Origin of the sequence: Christiangramia sp. (assembly GCF_029937855.1) — a bacterium.
Lineage (GTDB): Bacteria > Bacteroidota > Bacteroidia > Flavobacteriales > Flavobacteriaceae > Christiangramia.
In genome coordinates this window covers 13,935-34,201 of record NZ_JAPYPC010000020.1, presented here as the reverse complement: position 1 = coordinate 34,201, position 20,267 = coordinate 13,935, and the positions used below count along the sequence as shown (strand labels likewise).

General features: G+C 36.7%; 17 protein-coding genes. 8 read left to right on the top strand and 9 right to left on the bottom strand.

Annotation, left to right across the window (positions count from 1 at the left end; genetic code table 11):
- The first annotated feature begins 110 nt into the window (after positions 1 to 110).
- Positions 111 to 632, top strand: coding sequence for a hypothetical protein (locus Q1K34_RS11340; RefSeq protein WP_300438699.1), 522 nt, complete (start codon positions 111 to 113; stop codon positions 630 to 632).
- Here the strand turns inward: Q1K34_RS11340 and Q1K34_RS11335 are convergent.
- From Q1K34_RS11335 to Q1K34_RS11325, 3 genes are read right to left on the bottom strand one after another with little or no spacing between them, the layout of a single operon-like run.
- Positions 616 to 1,539 (bottom strand): patatin-like phospholipase family protein, encoded by a 924-nt coding sequence (locus Q1K34_RS11335; protein ID WP_300438696.1) that lies wholly within the window; start codon positions 1,537 to 1,539, stop codon positions 616 to 618. The genes Q1K34_RS11340 and Q1K34_RS11335 overlap by 17 nt on opposite strands.
- Complete coding sequence (locus Q1K34_RS11330; protein ID WP_300438693.1) at positions 1,539 to 2,441, bottom strand: patatin-like phospholipase family protein; 903 nt, start codon at positions 2,439 to 2,441, stop codon at positions 1,539 to 1,541. The genes Q1K34_RS11335 and Q1K34_RS11330 overlap by 1 nt, the downstream gene beginning before the upstream one ends.
- Position 2,442: 1 nt before the next feature.
- Positions 2,443 to 4,554 (bottom strand): M1 family metallopeptidase, encoded by a 2,112-nt coding sequence (locus Q1K34_RS11325; RefSeq protein WP_300438691.1) that lies wholly within the window; start codon positions 4,552 to 4,554, stop codon positions 2,443 to 2,445.
- A 124-nt stretch (positions 4,555 to 4,678) separates the two neighbouring features.
- Between Q1K34_RS11325 and recG the strand changes: the two genes are divergently transcribed.
- The 3 genes from recG to pheT all read left to right on the top strand — a co-directional run bounded on the left by recG (position 4,679) and on the right by pheT (position 10,572).
- Positions 4,679 to 6,778, top strand: a complete 2,100-nt coding sequence (recG, locus tag Q1K34_RS11320; protein WP_300438689.1) for an ATP-dependent DNA helicase RecG — start codon at positions 4,679 to 4,681, stop codon at positions 6,776 to 6,778.
- Positions 6,779 to 6,996: 218 nt separating this feature from the next.
- Entirely contained in the window at positions 6,997 to 7,905 is a 909-nt protein-coding gene (locus tag Q1K34_RS11315) for a tetratricopeptide repeat protein (protein ID WP_300438687.1), read from the top strand.
- A 240-nt stretch (positions 7,906 to 8,145) separates the two neighbouring features.
- Entirely contained in the window at positions 8,146 to 10,572 is a 2,427-nt protein-coding gene (gene pheT / locus Q1K34_RS11310) for a phenylalanine--tRNA ligase subunit beta (RefSeq protein ID WP_300438685.1), read from the top strand.
- A 54-nt stretch (positions 10,573 to 10,626) separates the two neighbouring features.
- Here the strand turns inward: pheT and Q1K34_RS11305 are convergent, their stop codons facing one another.
- Complete coding sequence (locus tag Q1K34_RS11305) at positions 10,627 to 11,205, bottom strand: DUF4136 domain-containing protein (RefSeq protein ID WP_300438682.1); 579 nt, start codon at positions 11,203 to 11,205, stop codon at positions 10,627 to 10,629.
- Between the two features lie 135 nt (positions 11,206 to 11,340).
- Complete coding sequence (locus Q1K34_RS11300) at positions 11,341 to 11,907, bottom strand: fasciclin domain-containing protein (RefSeq protein WP_300438679.1); 567 nt, start codon at positions 11,905 to 11,907, stop codon at positions 11,341 to 11,343.
- A gap of 178 nt (positions 11,908 to 12,085) precedes the next feature.
- On the opposite strand from Q1K34_RS11300, the gene Q1K34_RS11295 reads away from it, so the two are divergent.
- From Q1K34_RS11295 to Q1K34_RS11285, 3 genes are all read left to right on the top strand, one after another.
- Positions 12,086 to 12,811, top strand: coding sequence for a hypothetical protein (locus tag Q1K34_RS11295; RefSeq protein ID WP_300438676.1), 726 nt, complete (start codon positions 12,086 to 12,088; stop codon positions 12,809 to 12,811).
- A 70-nt stretch (positions 12,812 to 12,881) separates the two neighbouring features.
- Positions 12,882 to 13,124: a DUF2007 domain-containing protein gene (locus tag Q1K34_RS11290; protein WP_300438674.1), complete on the top strand. Its 243-nt coding sequence runs from the start codon at positions 12,882 to 12,884 to the stop codon at positions 13,122 to 13,124.
- Positions 13,117 to 13,326 carry a hypothetical protein gene (locus tag Q1K34_RS11285; protein ID WP_300438672.1) on the top strand — a complete coding sequence of 70 codons (210 nt, stop codon included), beginning with the start codon at positions 13,117 to 13,119 and terminating at the stop codon, positions 13,324 to 13,326. The genes Q1K34_RS11290 and Q1K34_RS11285 overlap by 8 nt, the downstream gene beginning before the upstream one ends.
- A gap of 285 nt (positions 13,327 to 13,611) precedes the next feature.
- On the opposite strand, the gene Q1K34_RS11280 is transcribed toward Q1K34_RS11285, so the two are convergent.
- On the bottom strand, positions 13,612 to 14,622 hold the full coding sequence (locus Q1K34_RS11280; RefSeq protein ID WP_300438669.1) for a beta-ketoacyl-ACP synthase III: 1,011 nt from the start codon (positions 14,620 to 14,622) through the stop codon (positions 13,612 to 13,614).
- Positions 14,623 to 14,756: 134 nt separating this feature from the next.
- Between Q1K34_RS11280 and Q1K34_RS11275 the strand changes: the two genes are divergently transcribed.
- Positions 14,757 to 17,219 (top strand): prolyl oligopeptidase family serine peptidase, encoded by a 2,463-nt coding sequence (locus tag Q1K34_RS11275; RefSeq protein ID WP_300438666.1) that lies wholly within the window; start codon positions 14,757 to 14,759, stop codon positions 17,217 to 17,219.
- A 122-nt stretch (positions 17,220 to 17,341) separates the two neighbouring features.
- Here Q1K34_RS11275 and Q1K34_RS11270 read toward each other — a convergent pair whose 3' ends face one another.
- The 3 genes from Q1K34_RS11270 to Q1K34_RS11260 all read right to left on the bottom strand — a co-directional run bounded on the left by Q1K34_RS11270 (position 17,342) and on the right by Q1K34_RS11260 (position 20,131).
- Positions 17,342 to 17,911 (bottom strand): hypothetical protein, encoded by a 570-nt coding sequence (locus tag Q1K34_RS11270; RefSeq protein WP_300438663.1) that lies wholly within the window; start codon positions 17,909 to 17,911, stop codon positions 17,342 to 17,344.
- Positions 17,912 to 18,138: 227 nt separating this feature from the next.
- A complete protein-coding gene (locus Q1K34_RS11265; protein WP_300438660.1) occupies positions 18,139 to 19,446 on the bottom strand; it encodes an AarF/ABC1/UbiB kinase family protein in 1,308 nt (435 codons plus the stop codon).
- A gap of 13 nt (positions 19,447 to 19,459) precedes the next feature.
- Positions 19,460 to 20,131, bottom strand: a complete 672-nt coding sequence (locus tag Q1K34_RS11260; protein WP_300438657.1) for a TetR family transcriptional regulator C-terminal domain-containing protein — start codon at positions 20,129 to 20,131, stop codon at positions 19,460 to 19,462.
- Positions 20,132 to 20,267: the final 136 nt, after the last annotated feature.

Genomic DNA, 20,267 nt, shown 5'->3' with positions numbered 1-20,267 from the left:
ACTTTCGGCCCTGTAGGAGAGTTGGTGGAATGTGATTATTTAGGCCAAAACCTTTACCTTGAACATCTGCGAAAATTTAAAAAAACCGTAGATTAAATTTTTATTTTCTGATGAACGAATCTGAAATTCTCGATTTTTTATATGCCATTTTACCGGCAGCCGTTGTTGGACTTATCTCTTTTTATTTTTTTCATTCCTATATAAAGAATGAAGAGAACAGGAGAAGGTTCCTGCTGCTTAGAGAAAAGCAAAAAACTTCTTTACCTATCCGGTTCCAGGCTTACGAAAGACTAGCCCTTTTTCTTGAAAGAATTTCACCCGGAAAAATATTGTTCAGGGTTCAGCCAACTTCAGAAGATGCCGATTCCTACGCTACGTTATTAATTGCCAATATCGAACAGGAATTTGAGCATAACCTTGCGCAGCAAATATATGTTAGCAATGAATGCTGGGATTATATTAAAACAGCCAAAAATGCAACTATCACTTTAATTAGAAATGCAGTAGCCAAAGAAGAAATCAGCACTGCAAACGGACTTCGGGAAATAATTCTGAAAAATTTAATGGAAAAACAGTCTCCAACCGATGCTGCGCTTTCCTACATTAAAAAGGAAGTTAGAAGCCTAGCTTAAACCAGGAAGATTTAGCTGCTTTTTTCTCCATCTCTATTTTCTCAGCATATTCATATCCCTGCTGCCACCATTCTGTCATTGCTTTTTTATTGAAGACCAATGAGTTTTCAGTAAGTTTTGTAGGTGTATAATAGATATTCAACTTCACTTTTTTATTCATTGCAGCCAGTTTTCCTTCTACAATATCATGATATTCCACCTGATCCAGCAAAAATCCAAAAAGGTTCACCATTAATGAAAATGGATTTTTCCCCAGGATCTTATTATATTCCATGTTTTCAGCTTCAAGGATAATAGCATCCACTTCAGTAGCCCCTCTTTTTATCGCTTCCCTAATAGGCACCACACAACCCAAACCTCCATCGGCATATTCAAATCCATCCTTTTTTGCAAGGCTCATAAATGGAATATAATTACAGCTTATCCAGATCCAGTCGCAAAAATCATCATATTCAAAATCATGGATAGACTTATATTCCACCCTGTTTTTTGAGAGGTTAGAAACCGTTACCACCACATCTTTTACTTTACCTTTAAGATCATTGAAATCTTTATGAGAAAAATTCTTCCTGATATTTCGCCTTAATGCCTTACTCTCTCCAAATGTTCTACGCTGCCTTACAAACTGCCAGAACATATTTAAATAATTTATCGTTACAAATTCCCTCCCATCCTTCTTTTTTACTACAAAGGGATTGATGCTGAAGATCGTACGTTGATTTACGTTAGTATAAATATCATATACCTTCTGAATATTTCCTGCCGCCAGGTGAGGTATTAAAAGGCTACCTGTGGAAGTACCCAAAAACAGATCATAATTTCTATTCTTCTCCTGAATTAAATATTGTGCTACGCCACCGGCAAAGGCTCCCTTGCTTCCTCCACCAGATATTACCAATGCTCGCATTAAGGTTCAATTTGGTTTAATTCTTTATTTCTATGCTGGGCAAATTCATAACCACTCTCCCACCATAATTTCATCTTCTCCTTATCAAAAATAAGGGAATTAGTAGTCAATATGGTGGGAGTGTAGTAAAAATTGAGAATAGCATCTTTATTAGCAGCTGAAAACTTTCCGATCTTGATATTTTGCGTTTCGATCCTGTCCAGCATAAAAGCAAATAGATTGGTGATTAAAGAGAAGACGTTTTTTGAAGGCATTCTGTTAAAATAGGTCACTTCTGTTTGTAAGATAATAGCGTCTACCTCTGTAGCACCTCTTTTAATGGCTTCTTCTATTGGAACCATGGATCCCAGGCCACCATCGGCATATTCACATCCATTCTTTTTTACCAGGCTCATAAATGGGGTATAATTGCAGGAAATCCAGATCCATTCTAAAAAATCTTCATACTCATAATCCCGAATAGATTTATATTCTACTTCATTTAGGGATAGGTTAGATACGGTCACCACAATTTCTGTTGAACCTGCCTTTAGTTCTTCAAATTCTTCTTTTGTAAAAGTGTTTTTGATCAGTTTTTTGAGATTCAGACTTTCACCAAAGGTCTTTTTTCCTTTTAAAAAATTGAGAAATACATTAAAATGGTCAATGGTGATATTTTCATAACCATGCTTCTTTTTAATCTGAAAGGGACGGTTACTGAAAATACTGGACTGGTTTACCGAAGTAAAAACCTTTTTAACTTTCCCAGCCTTTCCTAATGCCATGTGAGCGAGTAACAAACTTCCAGTAGAAGTTCCTATTAAAAGGTCATAGTCTCTTTTTAGTTCCGCAGTGAGATATTGAGCCACACCACCGGCAAATACTCCTTTGCTGCCACCTCCAGAAATTACAAGAGCTCGCATATTATCGGTTTATTTTAGATCTCAAATAAGAGGTTTCCTCCGCGGTCATATTCTCTGAAATTTCAACTAGTTGCTGCCGATATTCTTCATTCTTAAGAAGTTCATTTAATAATTCCCTGCAATAATTCCGAAAACCATAGATATGATGCCGGGTTCCTTTGATCAAACTCTCCAGGCTTTCAGGATTGAAGGCTCCAAGCTGATACAAATAACTAAAGGCATTTTCCCTTAACTGAAAAGGTTGCCAGGCGGCTGTATAACCGGCCAGTTCTTCATAATAATCCTGAGTGTGGTTCGGTTCAAATTCCGGAGTCACCAGATTTAAAGTTAACCATAGCATCCTGATATTCTTATTATAAAAACCCTCTAAATTCCTGGTTTCTTCCAGGTATTTTTTCCTTTCTGCCGGAAATTGCTCCCATAGTTTAAATAACGCGGCTTCAATGCTAAGGTAAGATTCGTCTTGAAGTAAAGATTCAAACTCCGGTTTTAGAGATTCCGGAATTTTCTTCATAGTGAGAGCAATAGCCTGACGCACGAAAATATTATTGGTTTCAAAAGCCTTTTTATAAAGCTTAAAAGCCGATTCAGACTGAAGTCCGGCCAATTGATTCACTGCTTCCTGGCCTATATAATCATTTACCGGGAAATCCAGTGCATCTTCTAAAAACTGGAATTTTTGTTCCAGCGAAGTTTCCCTGAGAGCAGCGATATTCAAATAATTTACTATAAATTCAGATTTTCTTAAAGACTCCAAAGATTGGGTGGCTTTAAAAGCAGATTGCTCCAGCCAGTCTTTTACGTACTGTGAAAGATCCATGCCCGAAGCTTTTTCCATTTCCGCAATGAAATTATCGGTCTCCACATTTCTAAAGCTATAAAGTTTTAAATAATTTTTAATACCATTCCTAAAAGCTTCATCGCCTACTCTTTCCCTTAAAATGTGCAACGCCCAGGCTCCTTTTTGATAAAAAGTCAGGGAGCTAGCCTTCGGATTCATCAGCGACTCTCCTTTTCCTGAATCACTTAATTCCTTCAGCTTTTCCGCAGTTTCATAAAGTTTCCAATAGTAATAATCCTCTCCAAAAATTGCCTTTTCTGCCAGTAAAGCATAATAGGTGGCAAAGCCTTCATGTAGCCAGTGATGTTTTCCATTCGTTGCAGTTACGAGGTTACCAAACCATTGATGTGCCAGTTCATGCGCATTTACATTTACATAGTTCCTGTCTTTGAATCCTATGGAATCGGTTAGGAAGCTGGCTGAAAAAATAGTTGCACCCGTATTTTCCATACCACCGTGTAAAAAGTCCATCACCGGAACTTGCTTGTAATTTTGCCATGGATAAGGCATGCCAATTTCCTGCTCTAAAAAATCAAAAATTTCCACAGAATATCTATAGGTAGGCTCAAACAATAAGGAATCCTCCGGATTATAATAAAGCTGAATTTCGTCGCCGCTTGAAGAAGTCAGTCTTTTAGATTTATAATTTCCTGCCGCCATTCCCACCAGATAACTACTCATAGGAACCGTCATATCAAATTTCCAAATTCTCGTACTGTCGGTTTCTTTCACAGTTTTTAATGCGCCATTCGCTATGAGCTGATAATCCCTGGGAAATTCAAAACTGAGATCAAACTCCACCTTTTCAGTCATATCATCAAAACTGGGTAGCCAGGTAGAAGTATATTTTCCCTGGCCCTGCGTCCAAACCTGTTTTTTTGCTTCCTCGTTTTGCGACAAATCCCAATTGATAAAATACATTCCGGAAGTCGGCTTTACCTCGTAATTAAAAGTCAGTTTCTTGTTTTTTGCCGGTAAAAAATCGAAAAGTATATAAATTCTATGTTCATCAGAATAAAATTCGACCGGTTGCTCGTCAAGAAAAACATCGATAAATTCCATATTTCTGCCATCTATACGCAACGTATCTTCCTGTGCCAGTACGTCGAAAGTATAATCAACTTTTCCTTCCACACGTTGAATGGAAGGTAAAATTTGTATATAAGCATCAAGATTCTTAAAATCGAACTTTTCAGTTTGAGGAATTTTGTTTTCCTGAGCCATTAAAGTAACTGAACTGAGGATAAACAGGAAAGCAAGTATTTTTTGCATGTAGATATGAAAAATAACTTCTGCAAAATACAAAATTGGAACTTATTACATAAATATTGGAGTTTAAACATCTTCTGCTTATAGTGGCTATTCAAAAATCAAACGCTTTTAATATCTTCGTTTTATGATCCAGAATCTGCTGCAAACCCCTATTGAGTACTTAAAAGGCGTTGGCCCCAATCGTGCCGAAGTCTTGAAGAAAGAGCTCAATATTCAGTATTACAGAGATCTGATCAATTTCTTTCCTAACCGGTATATAGACAAGACAGGCTTTTACAAAATAAACCAGCTACAGCGAAATTCTTCTGAAGTTCAAATCGTTGGTAAGATCGTACATTTAAAAACTGTAGAACAAAAAAGGGGCAAACGTCTTGTAGCAGATTTTATAGATGATACAGGAAAGATGGAACTTATCTGGTTTCGCGGCCATAAATGGATACGTGAAAACCTTAAATTGAACACGCCTTATGTAATCTTTGGAAAAACCAATTGGTACAATGGCACTTTTAGTATGCCTCATCCCGAGATGGAACTGGTAGCAGATTATAAAAAGAACCTGAGAACTGCCATGCAACCGGTTTATCCTTCCACAGAAATGCTGCTAAAGAAAGGGATTACCAACCGTGTTATCATGAAATTGATGCAGGAAGTTCTTCAGCAAACCGGATTAAAATTTTCTGAAAGCCTCAACAAAGAACTGATTGAGGAATTAACGCTAATTCCAAAAGCGGAAGCACTCTTTAATATTCATTTCCCTAAAAACCAGGAATTATTGGCAAAAGCGCAATTCAGATTAAAATTTGAAGAGCTTTTCTTTATTCAACTACAGCTTCTTCGGAAGAATATGCTGCACAAACAGAAGATCAAAGGATTCAATTTTGACCAGATAGGAAATCATTTTAATAATTTCTACCAGGAGCATCTTCCTTTTGAACTCACCGGTGCCCAGAAACGGGTGATCAAAGAAATTCGTGCCGATATGGGAAGTGGCGCGCAAATGAATCGACTGTTGCAGGGAGATGTTGGTTCAGGAAAAACGATCGTCGCGCTAATGTCTATGCTTATCGCTCTGGACAATGGTTTTCAGGCCTGTTTAATGGCTCCAACAGAAATTTTATCCATACAGCATTATAATGGCCTGCTCGACCTTTGCAAAGATTTGAACATTCAAATATATCTTCTTACCGGCTCTACTAAAACCGCAAAAAGGAGGGAAATTCACGAAAAACTGGAAAATGGTGAGATTGATATATTGATTGGTACTCATGCTCTACTGGAAGATAAAGTAAAATTTAAGAACCTTGGATTGGCTGTAATAGATGAACAGCACAGGTTTGGAGTAGCACAGCGGGCGAAATTATGGAAGAAAAATCATATTCCGCCGCATATTTTGGTGATGACCGCCACGCCTATTCCGCGTACGCTCGCCATGAGTTTATACGGAGACTTGGATATTTCAGTTATAGATGAGCTGCCACCGGGAAGAAAACCTGTTAAAACTGTACATAGATTCGATAGCAATCGGCTTAAAGTATTTCGTTTTATCAGGGAGGAGATTGAAAAAGGAAGACAGATTTATGTGGTGTATCCCTTAATTCAGGAGTCTGAAAAAATGGACTATAAAGACCTCATGGATGGTTACGAAAGTATTGCCCGTGAATTTCCTGATTTTCAAATTTCCATAGTTCATGGCCAGATGAAACCAGCCGATAAAGATTATGAAATGGATCGCTTTGTAAGAGCTGAAACACAGATAATGGTAGCAACAACTGTTATTGAGGTTGGAGTAAATATTCCAAATGCCAGTGTGATGATCATTGAAAGTGCTGAAAGGTTCGGATTATCCCAATTACATCAATTACGGGGAAGAGTAGGTCGTGGTGCTGAACAGAGCTTTTGTATCTTAATGACCGGCCATAAACTCGCCAACGACAGCAAAACCAGGCTGGAAACCATGACCTCCACCAATGATGGATTTGAGATTGCCGAAGTAGACCTGAAGCTGCGAGGTCCCGGTGATCTTATGGGAACTCAGCAAAGCGGAGTACTAAACTTAAAGATTGCTGATATCGTTAAAGATAATTCCATACTTAAATCGGCCAGGTATTATGCTGCAAAAATTTTAAAGGAAGATCCAAATCTTTCCCAGGATAAAAATATCATGGTAAAAAATGCCTATTCCCGACTGGTTAAAAATAAAACGATCTGGAATTATATAAGCTGAATTAGAAAGATCAGCTTTTCCGAAATTTCATTTTATATCATCCTGGAGAATATTATTTTATTTATTGATATACAGCTACTTAAAATGTTTTTATTTATATTTGTCTAACTCCCCATATCTTCCGGTTTAGCCCGGCATATTTTAATTTCGGCTTCCAGATCTCTTTGCTTTTGCCCCCCGAATAACTTCTGAATATTAATTCTTAAAAAATAGAAATTATGGGTGCATTAATTAAATTACGATGGAGCATTTGCTTATTGATACTATGCTTCACTACCTCGCTTCTGGCGCAAAAGGACGCTCAGGGAGATATGATGGAAAGTCTTTATAATGCTTATAAAACTAATGGTGCTAAAGAAGCACTAAAGGTATATGAAAAGAATAATCCAAATAAGGAATATGAAGGAATGGCGGAACCCTTAAATATGTTAGGCTATCGCTTAATGCAGGAAGACGAAGATTTAAAAGCTGCTGAAATTATTCTGAAAGCTCAAATCGAGGAATATCCTGATGAAGCAAATCCTTATGATTCGTATTCTGATGTCCTTTTAGAAATGGGTAAACATGAAGAGGCTATCAAGTACATTGAAAAATCATTAGCAATTGCTGAAAAACATGAACACGAGCAGGACGACCTCATCATCGAAGCCGGAAAAGCTAAAATGGCCATTATGAACAACAAGGACAAACAGCTGAATTTTCTTGTGGGAAACTGGGATAATGAGACTAAAGTTTTTCAGAATGGAGAAGAAACCAATAATTCAAAAAGTTCTAATGAAATATCTTTTGATTCCGCAGGGTCTATGTTAATCGTAGATCATGATACAGCAGGTGATAAACCATGCTGTAAAAGAGTGATGGTATACAATCCTGCCAATGATGAATTTGACGTGGCTTTTATGAGGAAGAATCAGCCTATTGGGATAAGAACCTCAAAAATTCAGGTAACTGAAGTATCTCCAGATCATTACGAACTTATGGAAAACTATATAAATGAAAATGATGAAGAGGTAAAACTAAAACATGATATTAAGAAAAATTCTGATCAGGTGGAGTGGATTACCTATAATTCAAAGGATTCGGGATGGGAAAAAGTTAGCGCTATGAATTTAAAGAAGAAAGATTAATTTTCAAGATCTCATAGTAAATAAAAAGGCTGTCTAAAAAATAAATTCGGCATCATTACAAATTCAGGAAAGTAATCTTAACCTCAGATGGAAACAGAGATTACATCAAACCTTGTAACGCCAATAAACGGATTCTTTTTAGCCAGCCTTTTTGTATGGATATACTCTAAACAAAATTATTTTTCAGATTATGACAAAACCATTCGTAATACTATCTTTGCTGCCTGAAAAAGATTATTCATGAAGATTTCATATAACTGGCTGAAACAGTTTATTAAATTACCTGAAAGCGCTCAAAAAACAGGTGAGCTACTAACCGACCTTGGGCTTGAAGTTGAAGGTATTTCTGCATTTCAAAGTGTGAAGGGTGGCCTCGATGGTGTTGTGGTTGGTCATGTTTTAAGCTGTGAGTCACATCCTAATGCAGACAGGCTAAAATTAACCAAAATAAATCTTGGTAATGGCGAAGAGGTGCAAATAGTTTGCGGTGCGCCCAACATTGGCGCCGGACAAAAAGTACCTGTGGCGACCATTGGAACTGTACTTTATGATGAAAAGGGAGAATCCTGGGAAATTAAGAAAGGGAAGATTCGTGGTGAAGCTAGTTATGGAATGATCTGTTCAGAAAAAGAATTAGGCCTTGGCCAGAGCCATGAAGGCATTATGATCATGAATGATGAACTGCTGCCTGGAACTAAAGTGGCAGATATTTTTGAAGTAGAGAATGACGAGATCTTTGAAATTGGACTCACACCTAATAGGGCCGATGCGATGAGCCATTGGGGCGTGGCCAGGGATCTAAAGGCTGGTTACCAGCAAATGGGAAAACACCTGGAATTGATCACCCCTTCGGTAAGTAGTTTTCATGTGGACAGCCGTAGTCTCAAAATCCAAATTAAAGTGGAAGATTCTAACCTGGCTCCGAGATATTGCGGAGTTACTTTATCTGACATTAAAGTAGGAGAATCTCCAAAATGGCTTCAAAATAGATTAAAGGCGATTGGTCTTACACCAAAAAATAATGTCGTGGACGCGACAAATTATGTAATGCATGAACTGGGACAACCCCTTCACGCCTTTGATGCAGGTAAAATTGCCGGCAATGAAATAAACGTTAAGACCCTAAAAGCAGGAACAAAGTTTACTACTTTAGATGATATTGAAAGGGAATTGCATGAAGAAGACCTTATGATCTGCGACGCTGAAAAACCTCTGGGTATTGCAGGAGTATTTGGTGGTATAGGAAGCGGAGTTACTGAAGACACTACAAATGTGTTCCTGGAAAGCGCTTATTTTAATCCTGTTAGCGTTCGTAAAACAGCAAAAAGACATGCAATAAATACAGACGCTTCTTTTAGGTTTGAAAGAGGTATCGATATAAATTCGGTAGAATTTGCCCTGAAACGTGCAGCGCTTTTAATAAAAGAAATTGCCGGTGGCGAGATTACAAGTGACATTGACGATCTATATTTTAAAAAAATTGAGGATTTTCAGGTTTTTCTCACCTTCGAAAAAGTAAACAAGCTTATTGGTGAAAATCTGGAAGAAGAAACCATTAAATCTATTCTGGCTTCCCTGGAAATTCGAGTGAATAATATTACTGAAACAGGAATGGGTCTTACCATCCCTTCCTACAGGGTAGATGTTCAGCGTGAATCTGATGTTATAGAGGAAATTCTAAGGGTTTATGGATATAACAACATAAAAATTGGTGATAAGCTTAGTCTTTCTGTGGCAAATTCATCAAAATATGAAGATTATAAGATTCAGAATCTAATTGCAACTCAATTAACTGCTCAGGGATTCTACGAAACAATGGCCAATTCTCTTACCACGGCCGCTTATAATAATTTAAGTGAAGAGTTAAAAGAGGAATATCAGGTTGAAATGCTCAACCCCTTGAGTCAGGATCTTTCAGTGTTACGGCAAAGCATGATATTTTCAGGGCTGGAAGCGATTAGTTATAACCTGAATAGAAAAAGGAATAATATCAAAATCTTTGAATTTGGGAAGACATACCATTCTTATGTAAGTGGAAGAGAGGAAAACAAACATCTTTCTTTATTTATTTCAGGTGAAAGAATGGCGGAAAGCTGGAATAGCATTCCTGAAAATGGAAACTTCTTTTTTCTAAAGGGAACGATAAATTCAATTTTTGAAAAACTGGGAATCCGTGGATTGAAAACTAAAACGGTAAAGTCTGATATTTTTTCCGAAGGATTACAATTGAGTAGTTCCAAAGCTAAACTTGTAGAATTTGGAGTGGTAAAAAAATCCCTGTTAAAAAAGTTTGATATTGAACAGGAAGTAATTTATACAGACTTTAATTGGGATGAAGTGCTTGAAATGACCAGGCAACAAAAAATAAACTTTACTTCTATTCCTAAGCATCCAAGTGTAAGAAGGGATTTTGCCCTGCTCTTAGATCAATCTGTTAGTTATGATGAGATTAAACAAATTGCCAGGCAAACCGAAAAGAAAATGCTTACCAATGTAAATCTATTTGATGTTTACGAAGGTAAGAACCTCCCGGAAGGCAAAAAGAGTTATGCTGTTAGTTTTATTTTTCAGGATGAGAATAAAACCCTTACCGATAAACAGGTAGATAAAATGATGAAAAAACTTCAGCATAGATTTGAAAAAGAACTTAATGCTGAATTAAGATAAAAAAAACCGTGTGAAATTTCACACGGTTTTTCTATTGCTAAAGTTATAATAACTTTAAAATAGTTCTTTAAAAATATCGTCAATATATTCTCTGGTTTCACGTTCCAGTCTTCTGGTTCCGATCGTTTCGTCTAGAGTACCCCTCCATAAAATCTCATTAGACCTTCTGTCTATAAAATCTATTACAATAGATCTTTCCTTATAAGGCACCTGATCTACTCTTGGGCCATTAATACGTTGAATGGTAAAATAATTGTCATACATAAAATCCCTGTAATAAGGACCTACATAAATACCGGGACGATAATATGAATAATTGGTATACACGGGATTTGCATTTACCGAGACCTTCTCATCAAACATAGGGTGAACATACAATAAAACATCTGGCAAACGCTTATCCAGGCTAAAGCCATTCTCACGCATGTTTGCGTTAATGGTTTCAATGATCGTTTGGTTAATTGCATCATTATCATAATCCCTGCTTATAATAGTATCATTATTAGGTAAATAGGCATAGGTGTCGTAGGATTTTAATTTTTTTACATCATCCTTAACTGTTGGCCCACTGGATCCACAAGAGGCCATTAAAATGGTTATTATAAGTAAAATATTTACTTTTATAAATTTCATAGCTTTAAATTTTTTCATTTTAGACAAAATAACCTCTAACCTGGCAATAAAAAAGAAACCCCGGGTTATTTGACTTTTATTTAACGGAAAAAGCGGCAAAGAGCCGCTTTTCCTAAATTCTATTCACAAATGTTCTTATTTTCCTGGTAAAAGAACCGTATCTATTACGTGAATTACTCCGTTAGACTGATTTACATCAGCGATAGTTACCGTTGCAACGTTTCCAGCCGCATCTTTAAGCTTTACTTTTTCGCCATCTAACATTGCTGTAACTTCTCCTCCACTTACCGTTTTGAAAGTCGCTTTTCCCTTACCTTTATTTATAGCGGCCACAATTTCTGCTGCTTTATAATTTCCGGTCAATACATGGTAGGTCAATACCGTTTGTAATTTTTTCTGGTTTTCCTTTTTCAATAAAGTTTCTACCGTTCCTTCTGGAAGTGCTTCAAAAGCAGCATTAGTTGGAGCGAAAACTGTGAAAGGACCATCACTTTGAAGAACCTCTACCAATTCTGCCGCTTTAACGGCAGCTACCAGTGTGGTGTGATCTTTAGAATTCACAGCGTTCTCAACAATATTTTTAGTGGGATACATTTCTGCACCTCCTACCATTTTAGTTTTAGCCATTCCATTTTGACCAAATGCTACTGTTCCCACAAAAAGAAACATACTTAAAACAGTTAAAAATCTCAGATTTTTCATAATTATAGTTTGATTATTTATACTGAAAATTACGAGCAGGAGGCTTGCGTGGTTTTTAAAAAGTATGCAATTGGGATAGAATTAACAATTGTGGTATTAGGGGGAGATGTTTTTTAAAGTTTTGATCATTGCTATTTTGAGCATAAATGTCTAATTTAGTGTAGCTAAAGAAACGATCATGAAGTTGAAAATTCCCCGCACCAATATCGAACAACAACTGCTTAAAGTTCGAAATAAAAGCCTTACTGAAAATAAAATATTAAACGATGTTCATTCCATTTTAGATCAACTGGATATTCGGGATGAAGTTATTCAGAAGGAATTAAACCAGGGTAAAAACATCAGTAGAAATAATTTTGATCCAGATCTCCTGGAAACCAATCGAATATTTCACCTGGACGATATTTATAATATATGTGTAACCTATAGATTAAGATTTCTTGACTCTCGCTTTTTCAAAGCTGAGATTCCATATGAGGCTCTCATGGAAATTAAGAAGCTTGAAAAAGCTCATAACACCAGTCTTAGAGGCTTTAAAATTATCGCCCCTTCTAAACTTTTTAAGCTGGAAAATGCAGATGACCCGTTACTTTTTGTGCCTATAGGTAACAATTACTATTATCTTGTACATAAATGGGGAAATGATCTTCATCCTTTAAGAAAGATAATGATGTGGCCATTTAAAACTTTGGAAAACTTTGTTTCCTTTTTGCTGGTTACAAGTTTTTTAACTGCCTTATTTATTCCTGAAGGCTTATTCTCTCCGCAACAGTCTACAACTCAATTTTTAATGATATTCTTCTTTATATTCAAATGGTTTGCGGGACTTTCAATTTTTTATGGCTTTAAAATGGGCAAAAATTTTAGCACTGAAATTTGGAACAGTAAATTTTATAATGCATAAGTTAATTTCAGACTAAATTATTGCAAGAGACAGCTGCTTATTTGTAATTTAGTTAGCTAAACTAACAATTATGAGTGACGAACAAAGCTATAAAAGAGTTTATACAGGTCCTGAAACGAATGTCCAATACCTTCAGGAACTATATGAAGAAGCGGGAATAACTTTCAGAGTCCGGAATGATTTCGAATCAAGTCTCCGCGCAGGTTTTGGATCTACACCCGGGCAGGTTTTATTATTCGTTCTAAAAAAGGATTACGAGGAAGCTTTAAAAATTGCCATGACCACGTTCCCAAAAGATTTTACAGATGAGTAATCAGGAAATTAACGAAGAAGAACCTCAACCGCAAAAGAATATCTGGAACTTAGTATTGGGGATTGTTTTTTTGGGATATGGAAGCTTCAGGCTTTATCAGAAATCTCAACTTGATGAAGCTGATACCTTCGGGATTATCTTGGCTATAGGTTTTATAATTTTCGGCATTTATGATCTCTATAAATATTTTAAAGGAATATAAAAAAGCTGTCTAAAAAAATTAAAGTCCGGGTAAAGAGACTAGACCGCTTCGCTTTTAGATATAAGAAGTTAGGCCTGAACTTAACTAACTGATAAACAAAGTACGTTTGAAATTGTGTTTTTCAGTGAATGCCACAATTCAACCATTTGTAAAAGCAGGGTATAGAAAGTAGTAAAATCCTTTTAACTATTAAAAATACCGCGTTCAGGGTCGTTCTTTAAAATTTCTCTCAGACATCACTTGCCTAGAAAGTGAAAACATATCTTTTTAGACTGACTTTATTTTTTACCATTTTATAATAGCGCTCCCCCAGGTAAATCCACTACCAAAAGCAGCCAACACGACTACATCTTCATCTTTGATCTTACCTTCTTCCCAGGCTTCAGTTAGCGCAATAGGAATAGAGGCGGCCGTAGTGTTACCATATTTCTGAATATTATTATATACCTGATCGTCTGAAAGTTTAAACTTTTGCTGAACAAATTGCGAAATCCTGAGGTTCGCCTGATGCGGGATCAACATATCCATATCTGAAACCTCCAGGCCGTTTTCTTTTAAGCCTTCATTAATTACTTCAGAAAAACGCTGAATGGCATTTTTAAAGACAAACTGCCCATTCATGTATGGATAATAAGGAATATCATCACCCTGCGGATTATCTGCAATGATTTCTGGCACCCAATAATTAGTACTGGGACCTTTTAAGGATAATTCCAAAGCATGTTTCCCTTCAGAATGTAAATGGGTAGAAAGTATACCCTGCCCGTTATGGTCACTTCTGGTAAGCACCGCCGCTCCCGCACCATCTCCGAAGATCACAGAAACCGAACGACCCCTGGTGCTAAAATCCAGTCCGCCACTATGGTTTTCACTTCCAATTACCAGAACATTTTTATACATCCCGGTTTTTATAAATTGATCTGCTACAGAAATGGCATAGATAAATCCGCTACACTGGTTACGTACATCCAGGGCGGGACAGGTATCTATCTCAAGCATTTCCTGCACCTGCACACCACATCCGGGAAAATAATAATCGGGACTTAAAGTCGCGAATACTATTAAATCTATATCATCTTTTGAAATACCCGATCTTTCTAAAGCTATCTTTGCAGCTTTTACTCCCATGCTGGCCGTAGTATTACCATCTCCTTTCTTGATATGCCTGCGTTCCCTAATCCCGGTTCGTTCTATAATCCACTCATCATTGGTGTCCATCATTTTAGACAGATCGTCATTGGTAACAATATTTTCGGGTACAAATTTTCCTAATCCTGCAATTTTAGTTTGATACATGGAAGGTTTTTATGATTTTAAAAATTATTCTTATTAAATTTAAGCAATTTGTAAAAAAACGGACGCGCAATATAAGAAACATTAACATTCCTTCTATTCCCGCTGTCCTTAAAATTTCAACTAAAATTACATTTATGAACCGACTTTTTATGTGTCTTTCGGCAATGTTCCTTTTTATTTCAGGAGTATATGCCCAGGAAAATCTGGATTACCAGAAACCACCCCAGGAAATCCTGGAATTAATTGATGTACCACTGGCACCTACCACTATCCTTGATAGTGATGCAGAAATGATGATTTTTTTATATAGAGATCAATTTAAAAGCATTGCAGAATTAAGCGAGGAAGAAATGCGCCTTGGTGGATTAAGGATCAATCCTGTGACCAATATTAATAGTAGAGCGAGATATTACAACGATTTAAAAGTAAAACCTGTAGAAGCAGACCAGCCTATCAACGTTAAAGGTTTACCCGAATCTCCCCGGTTAACAAATTTTAGCTGGTCCCCTGATGAATCTATGATTGCCTTTACCCACACTACAAACAAAGGTGTAGAGCTTTGGGTCCTGGATATCGAGAAAGCTACAGCCACAAGGTTGACTGAAGGAACTCTCAATGCCAATATGAGAAGTACTTTAAATTGGTTTAGGGACAATTCGGCTTTGCTGGTAACGATGTTGCCTTCAGACAGAAAAGAACTCATAGATACTGAAACTTCAGTTCCCACAGGCCCTACAGTTTCTGTTAGTGACGGTAAAGAAGCTCAGAACAGAACCTATCAGGATTTATTAAAGAACCCTAACGATGAATATAATTTTGAACAACTCGCAAGATCTGAGCTGGTTAAAGTAAATCTTGACGGAACCACTTCCAAATGGATGACTCCTAAAATGTACAGCGATGTATCCTTTTCACCCGATGGAAATTATGTGATGGTTACTAATATTAAAAAACCTTTCTCATACCTGGTACCATACTACAGATTCCCTTCAGAAACAAATATTTATGATGCTTCCGGTAATCTGGTTAGTATGATCAACGATGTTCCTTTGATAGAAGATCTTCCAAAAGGTTTTATGGCAGAACGTGAAGGAAAAAGGGATTTCCAGTGGCGTGATGATAAACCGGCCACTTTAGTGTATGTTACGGCCCTTGATGGTGGCGATCCTGAAGTTGAGGCAGAATACCGGGATGAATTTTTCCAATTAAAAGCTCCCTTCACAGGAGAAGGAACTTCAATGCTGAAAGTTAAGAACCGGGGAAGTAGCATTCTTTGGGGAAATGATGAAATGGCCATAGCGACAGATTACTGGTGGAACGATAGAAATACCAAAACTTATGTTTTTGATCCTTCAGACTCTTCAGAAGATCCAGAGATCATATTTGACAGGAACTATCAGGATGTTTATAGTGACCCCGGAAATTTTGTAACTACCAAAAATGATTTTGGCAGAAGTATCCTGAAACTTGATGGTGAAGATGCTTTTTTACTAGGTTCAGGCTTCACTGAAGATGGTCAGTACCCATTTGTAGATCAGATAGATCTGGAAGACGGAGACACTAAACGCCTATACCAGTCTAAATTAGAAGATAAAAAAGAGAGTCTTGTAGAAGCAATAGATATCGAAGAAGGAAAGATCCTGGTTCGTATTGAGGCTGCTACCGAATATCCTAATTATTATATTAGAGATATAAATGCCGATGATAAATTAACCCAGATCACTTCATTTAAAAATCCCTTTAAAAGCCTGGAAGAAGTAAGTAAAGAAGTGATTACGTATAAACGTGATGACGGATTAGAGCTAAATGCCACTCTTTATCTTCCGGCAGGTTATGATAAAGAAAACCCTAAAGAACTCCCAATGTTTATGTGGGCTTATCCCCGGGAATTTAAAGACAAGAATTCTGCCTCACAAAACACTTCAAACGCGAACGATTTCACCTATCCTTATTATGGGTCTCCAATTTACTGGGTAAATCGGGGATATGTTGTGTTAGACGATGCTTCTTTCCCAATTGTAGGTGAAGGAGATGAAGAACCAAATGATTCTTTCAGAAAGCAATTAGTAGCCAACGCCAAAGCCGCTATAGACGCGGTTGCTGAAAAGGGTTATGTAGACAGAGACCGTGTGGCTGTGGGCGGCCATAGTTATGGCGCATTTATGACTGCCAATCTTTTGTCACATTCCGATCTTTTTGCTGCCGGAATTGCCAGAAGTGGTGCCTATAACAGAACCCTTACTCCATTCGGATTTCAAAGTGAGGAAAGAAGTTATTGGGAAGCTCCCGATGTTTACAACACCATGTCGCCTTTTATGCACACCGATAAGATGAAAACTCCTCTCCTATTAATTCACGGAGAAGCAGATAATAATTCAGGGACCTATCCTATGCAAAGTGAACGATATTTCAATGCTCTGAAAGGCCTTGGTGCTACTGCCAGACTGGTAATGCTACCTAAGGAAAGTCATGGGTACAGCGCCAAGGAATCTGTATTGCATGTTTTATGGGAGCAGGATCAATGGCTGGATAAATATGTGAAAAATAAAAATGCCGATTCCATTAATACGGAACCGGAGGAAGAATTTCAAAATTAATTAATAGCATAAAAAAGGCCGTCTCAAAGTCGAAGTTGTCATTCCAGGAACAAAGTAAAGATTAAACTTTGATCGCAAATGATGCCTCTTCATAATTAGACGGCCTTTTTATTTTTATTATGCTAATTCCTTCCGGAATCATTCCTGTTCATTTTAGGGTTTTCTGTGCCATAATAAGAAGAATAAAGCTGGTATTCACGCTGATTTATTGAGCCATCCTGATCTTCATCCATCCTGTTATACACTCCTGAATTCAATTCTTCACGGGTTAAATTACCATCGTTATCCTTATCATAACTACTATAGAAGTCGGTATTTTTGAAACCCTCATAATATTCATCATTATCAATATAACCATCCCTGTCCGCATCAAACTGATTATATTTATTGGTATCTAAATGATCCCCATACATACGCTCATATCCATCATCCCACTCTTGCTGAGATAGACGATTATCCTGATCTCTATCCAAATTTCGGTATGTACTATCATAGAATTCCTTATCGTTTATAACCTCATCCCTATTGGAATCCCAATCAGAAAAACCGGTATTATACATTTCATCGAATTCTGTTCTATCCAAATTTCCATCAGAATTTGCATCAAAATTTCTGTAATTCTCATCCTGACAAATTCCGCTGGTAGCAGCAAGTAATAAAATACCTAAAACACCTAAAGTTCTTGTTTTCATAATCCTATATTTTATGGTTAATAAAACGAATATAAAATATTAAAATGCTGATTATAATCACTTTATAAGTGTTTAACAGCGAGGTGTTTATTTTTAAATTATTCCTAACAAAGAAGAAAAAAATCGATAAAATTATATTAAAGAACAGGGTTGGAATAGAAGTAAATAAAAAAGCGTAGCTAATGTAGGGATCAGCCACGCTTTCAATCTAACCAATTAACCAAGCATTAGAGATACACTCTAAATTTATTAATTTCAACATTTGCTTTAAGATCATGTAATAGATTGTAAAGGCCAAAAAAGGTCCTACTCATATAGAGAAAATGCCTGCTTCCCCTATTTCCATTCATTCTACGTAATTCAGGGTCTTTTGAATATTTTTCACTTAGTTCCGTAAGATGTTGCCAGAATCTTTCATCGGTAAAATCAAAGGTTTCCGATTGATAAGGTGTAGAAAACATCGTGAACATTTCGTGGAACATTTCCGAAAAGAATTTCTTCTCTTTCTCCGAATCCTTTTCATTCAGAATTTCAAGCTCATTAAGCCTACTATAAAAGAATTTTTTATCGTTTAGATTTTTTCTATTAGTTAATGAAAAATATGGTTTATAAAAATCTTCCGGAATTTGTTTTATACATCCAAAATCTATAGCGATGAGATTATTCTCTTCATCAACCATAAAATTTCCCGGATGAGGGTCTGCATGCACCTGTTTTAATCCGTGTATTTGAAACATATAGAAATCCCACAATGCCTGGCCGATTCTATTTGCCAGCTCCTGATCTTCATTCTGCTTCGCAAATTCGCTTAGATGAATACCTTCCATCCAATCCATCGTGATAATGCGTTCGCTGGATAGCTCTTCGTAATATTTAGGGAACTTTAAATTTGGAATGTGTGAGCAGGCTTTAGAAATCTCTTTACTCTGCTTAACCTCCAGAATATAATCTGTCTCTTCCAGAAGCTTCCCTTCTACTTCTTTAAAATATTTTTCAGAATCTTTTGCCTGCATATTGAACATCTTCAAAGCAATTGGCTTTACCATGGCCAAATCTGAACTGATACTATCTGCAACCCCCGGATATTGGATTTTCACAGCAAGTTTTTTCCCATCTTTTGTAGCCTTATGCACCTGACCGATGCTGGCCGCGTTGACCGATTGGGTTGCAAATGTATCATATAAATTTTCAGGATATTCCCCGTTATACTTTTTGAATGTTTTCCTAACAAGCGGAGCTGACAATGGCGGTACGCTAAATTGCGCCAAACTAAATTTTTCTACGTATGCTCCAGGTAATAAATTCTTTTCCATGGATAGCATTTGGGCAACTTTTAGAGCACTCCCCTTTAAACTTTTTAGCCCGTCATATATATCACTGGCATTATCTTTATCCAGCTCATCCCTTGTCAATTCAGAATTAAATGCTTTTTTGCCATAATATTTAAGGTAATTACCCCCAATTTTGACTCCGGTTTGAACCAGTTTACCCGTTCTGCCAATTTTGCCCGTAGGTATTTTATCTATAGTTTTCATATATTTTCCCGCCTTATGCCTTTCTTTCTTTCCATAGAAATTTACCTAAATCAACTACACGCTCCAGAGGGGTATTCTCAAAAAGATCAAATACCGTATTCACTGATTTCTCAATCGCTATATCTGTACTCTCAAAACCTGCAGAATTGTCGTCCATCCAAAATTTCAGGAGGAATAAAAATTGTACCCACACCCCTTCAGAGAATATCATTTCATTTTGCTGAAAAAGTTTTAAGGATTTCTCAACATTGCCATCCTGAATAAGTGTTTTAGCATAATTTTTCATTCTTTTTCTAAGCGTTTTAAGCTGTTCTAAATTTTTCATAGAGTTTCTATTTTCACCTAGAACGTATAGAACATAGCTTCGGTTGGCGGTAAGCACTTCAAAAAATGTATAAAAGAATGTGAGCAATTTTTCGCGATTTGAGAAAGCTGTATATTCTTTAGATTTCTCCATCACGTTAATACTATTCTCAAAAAACTTATCCCAAATCGCTTTTCGCAGGCCTTCAAAACTCCCAAAATATTGATAGAAGTCGTGCTCGCTCATATCATTAAGCTTTGCAAACTTATATACGCTTTTGGGCGTTTTTTCGTGCTCCAGAACATAATCCATATATATAGCTATTAGTTCATCTGCATCTGGTTTCTGCTTCACTTTGCTATTTCCCATTTTCTTCGCCATAACTTTATCTTCTAATCAAAAATACAACTTTGTTTATGTTTTATTTAAAAACATTAAACAAAGTTATGTTAAAAATGATTTCCTTTTAGTTACCGATCGATCTTTTAGACGAATGGCATATATAAAAATTACAGGA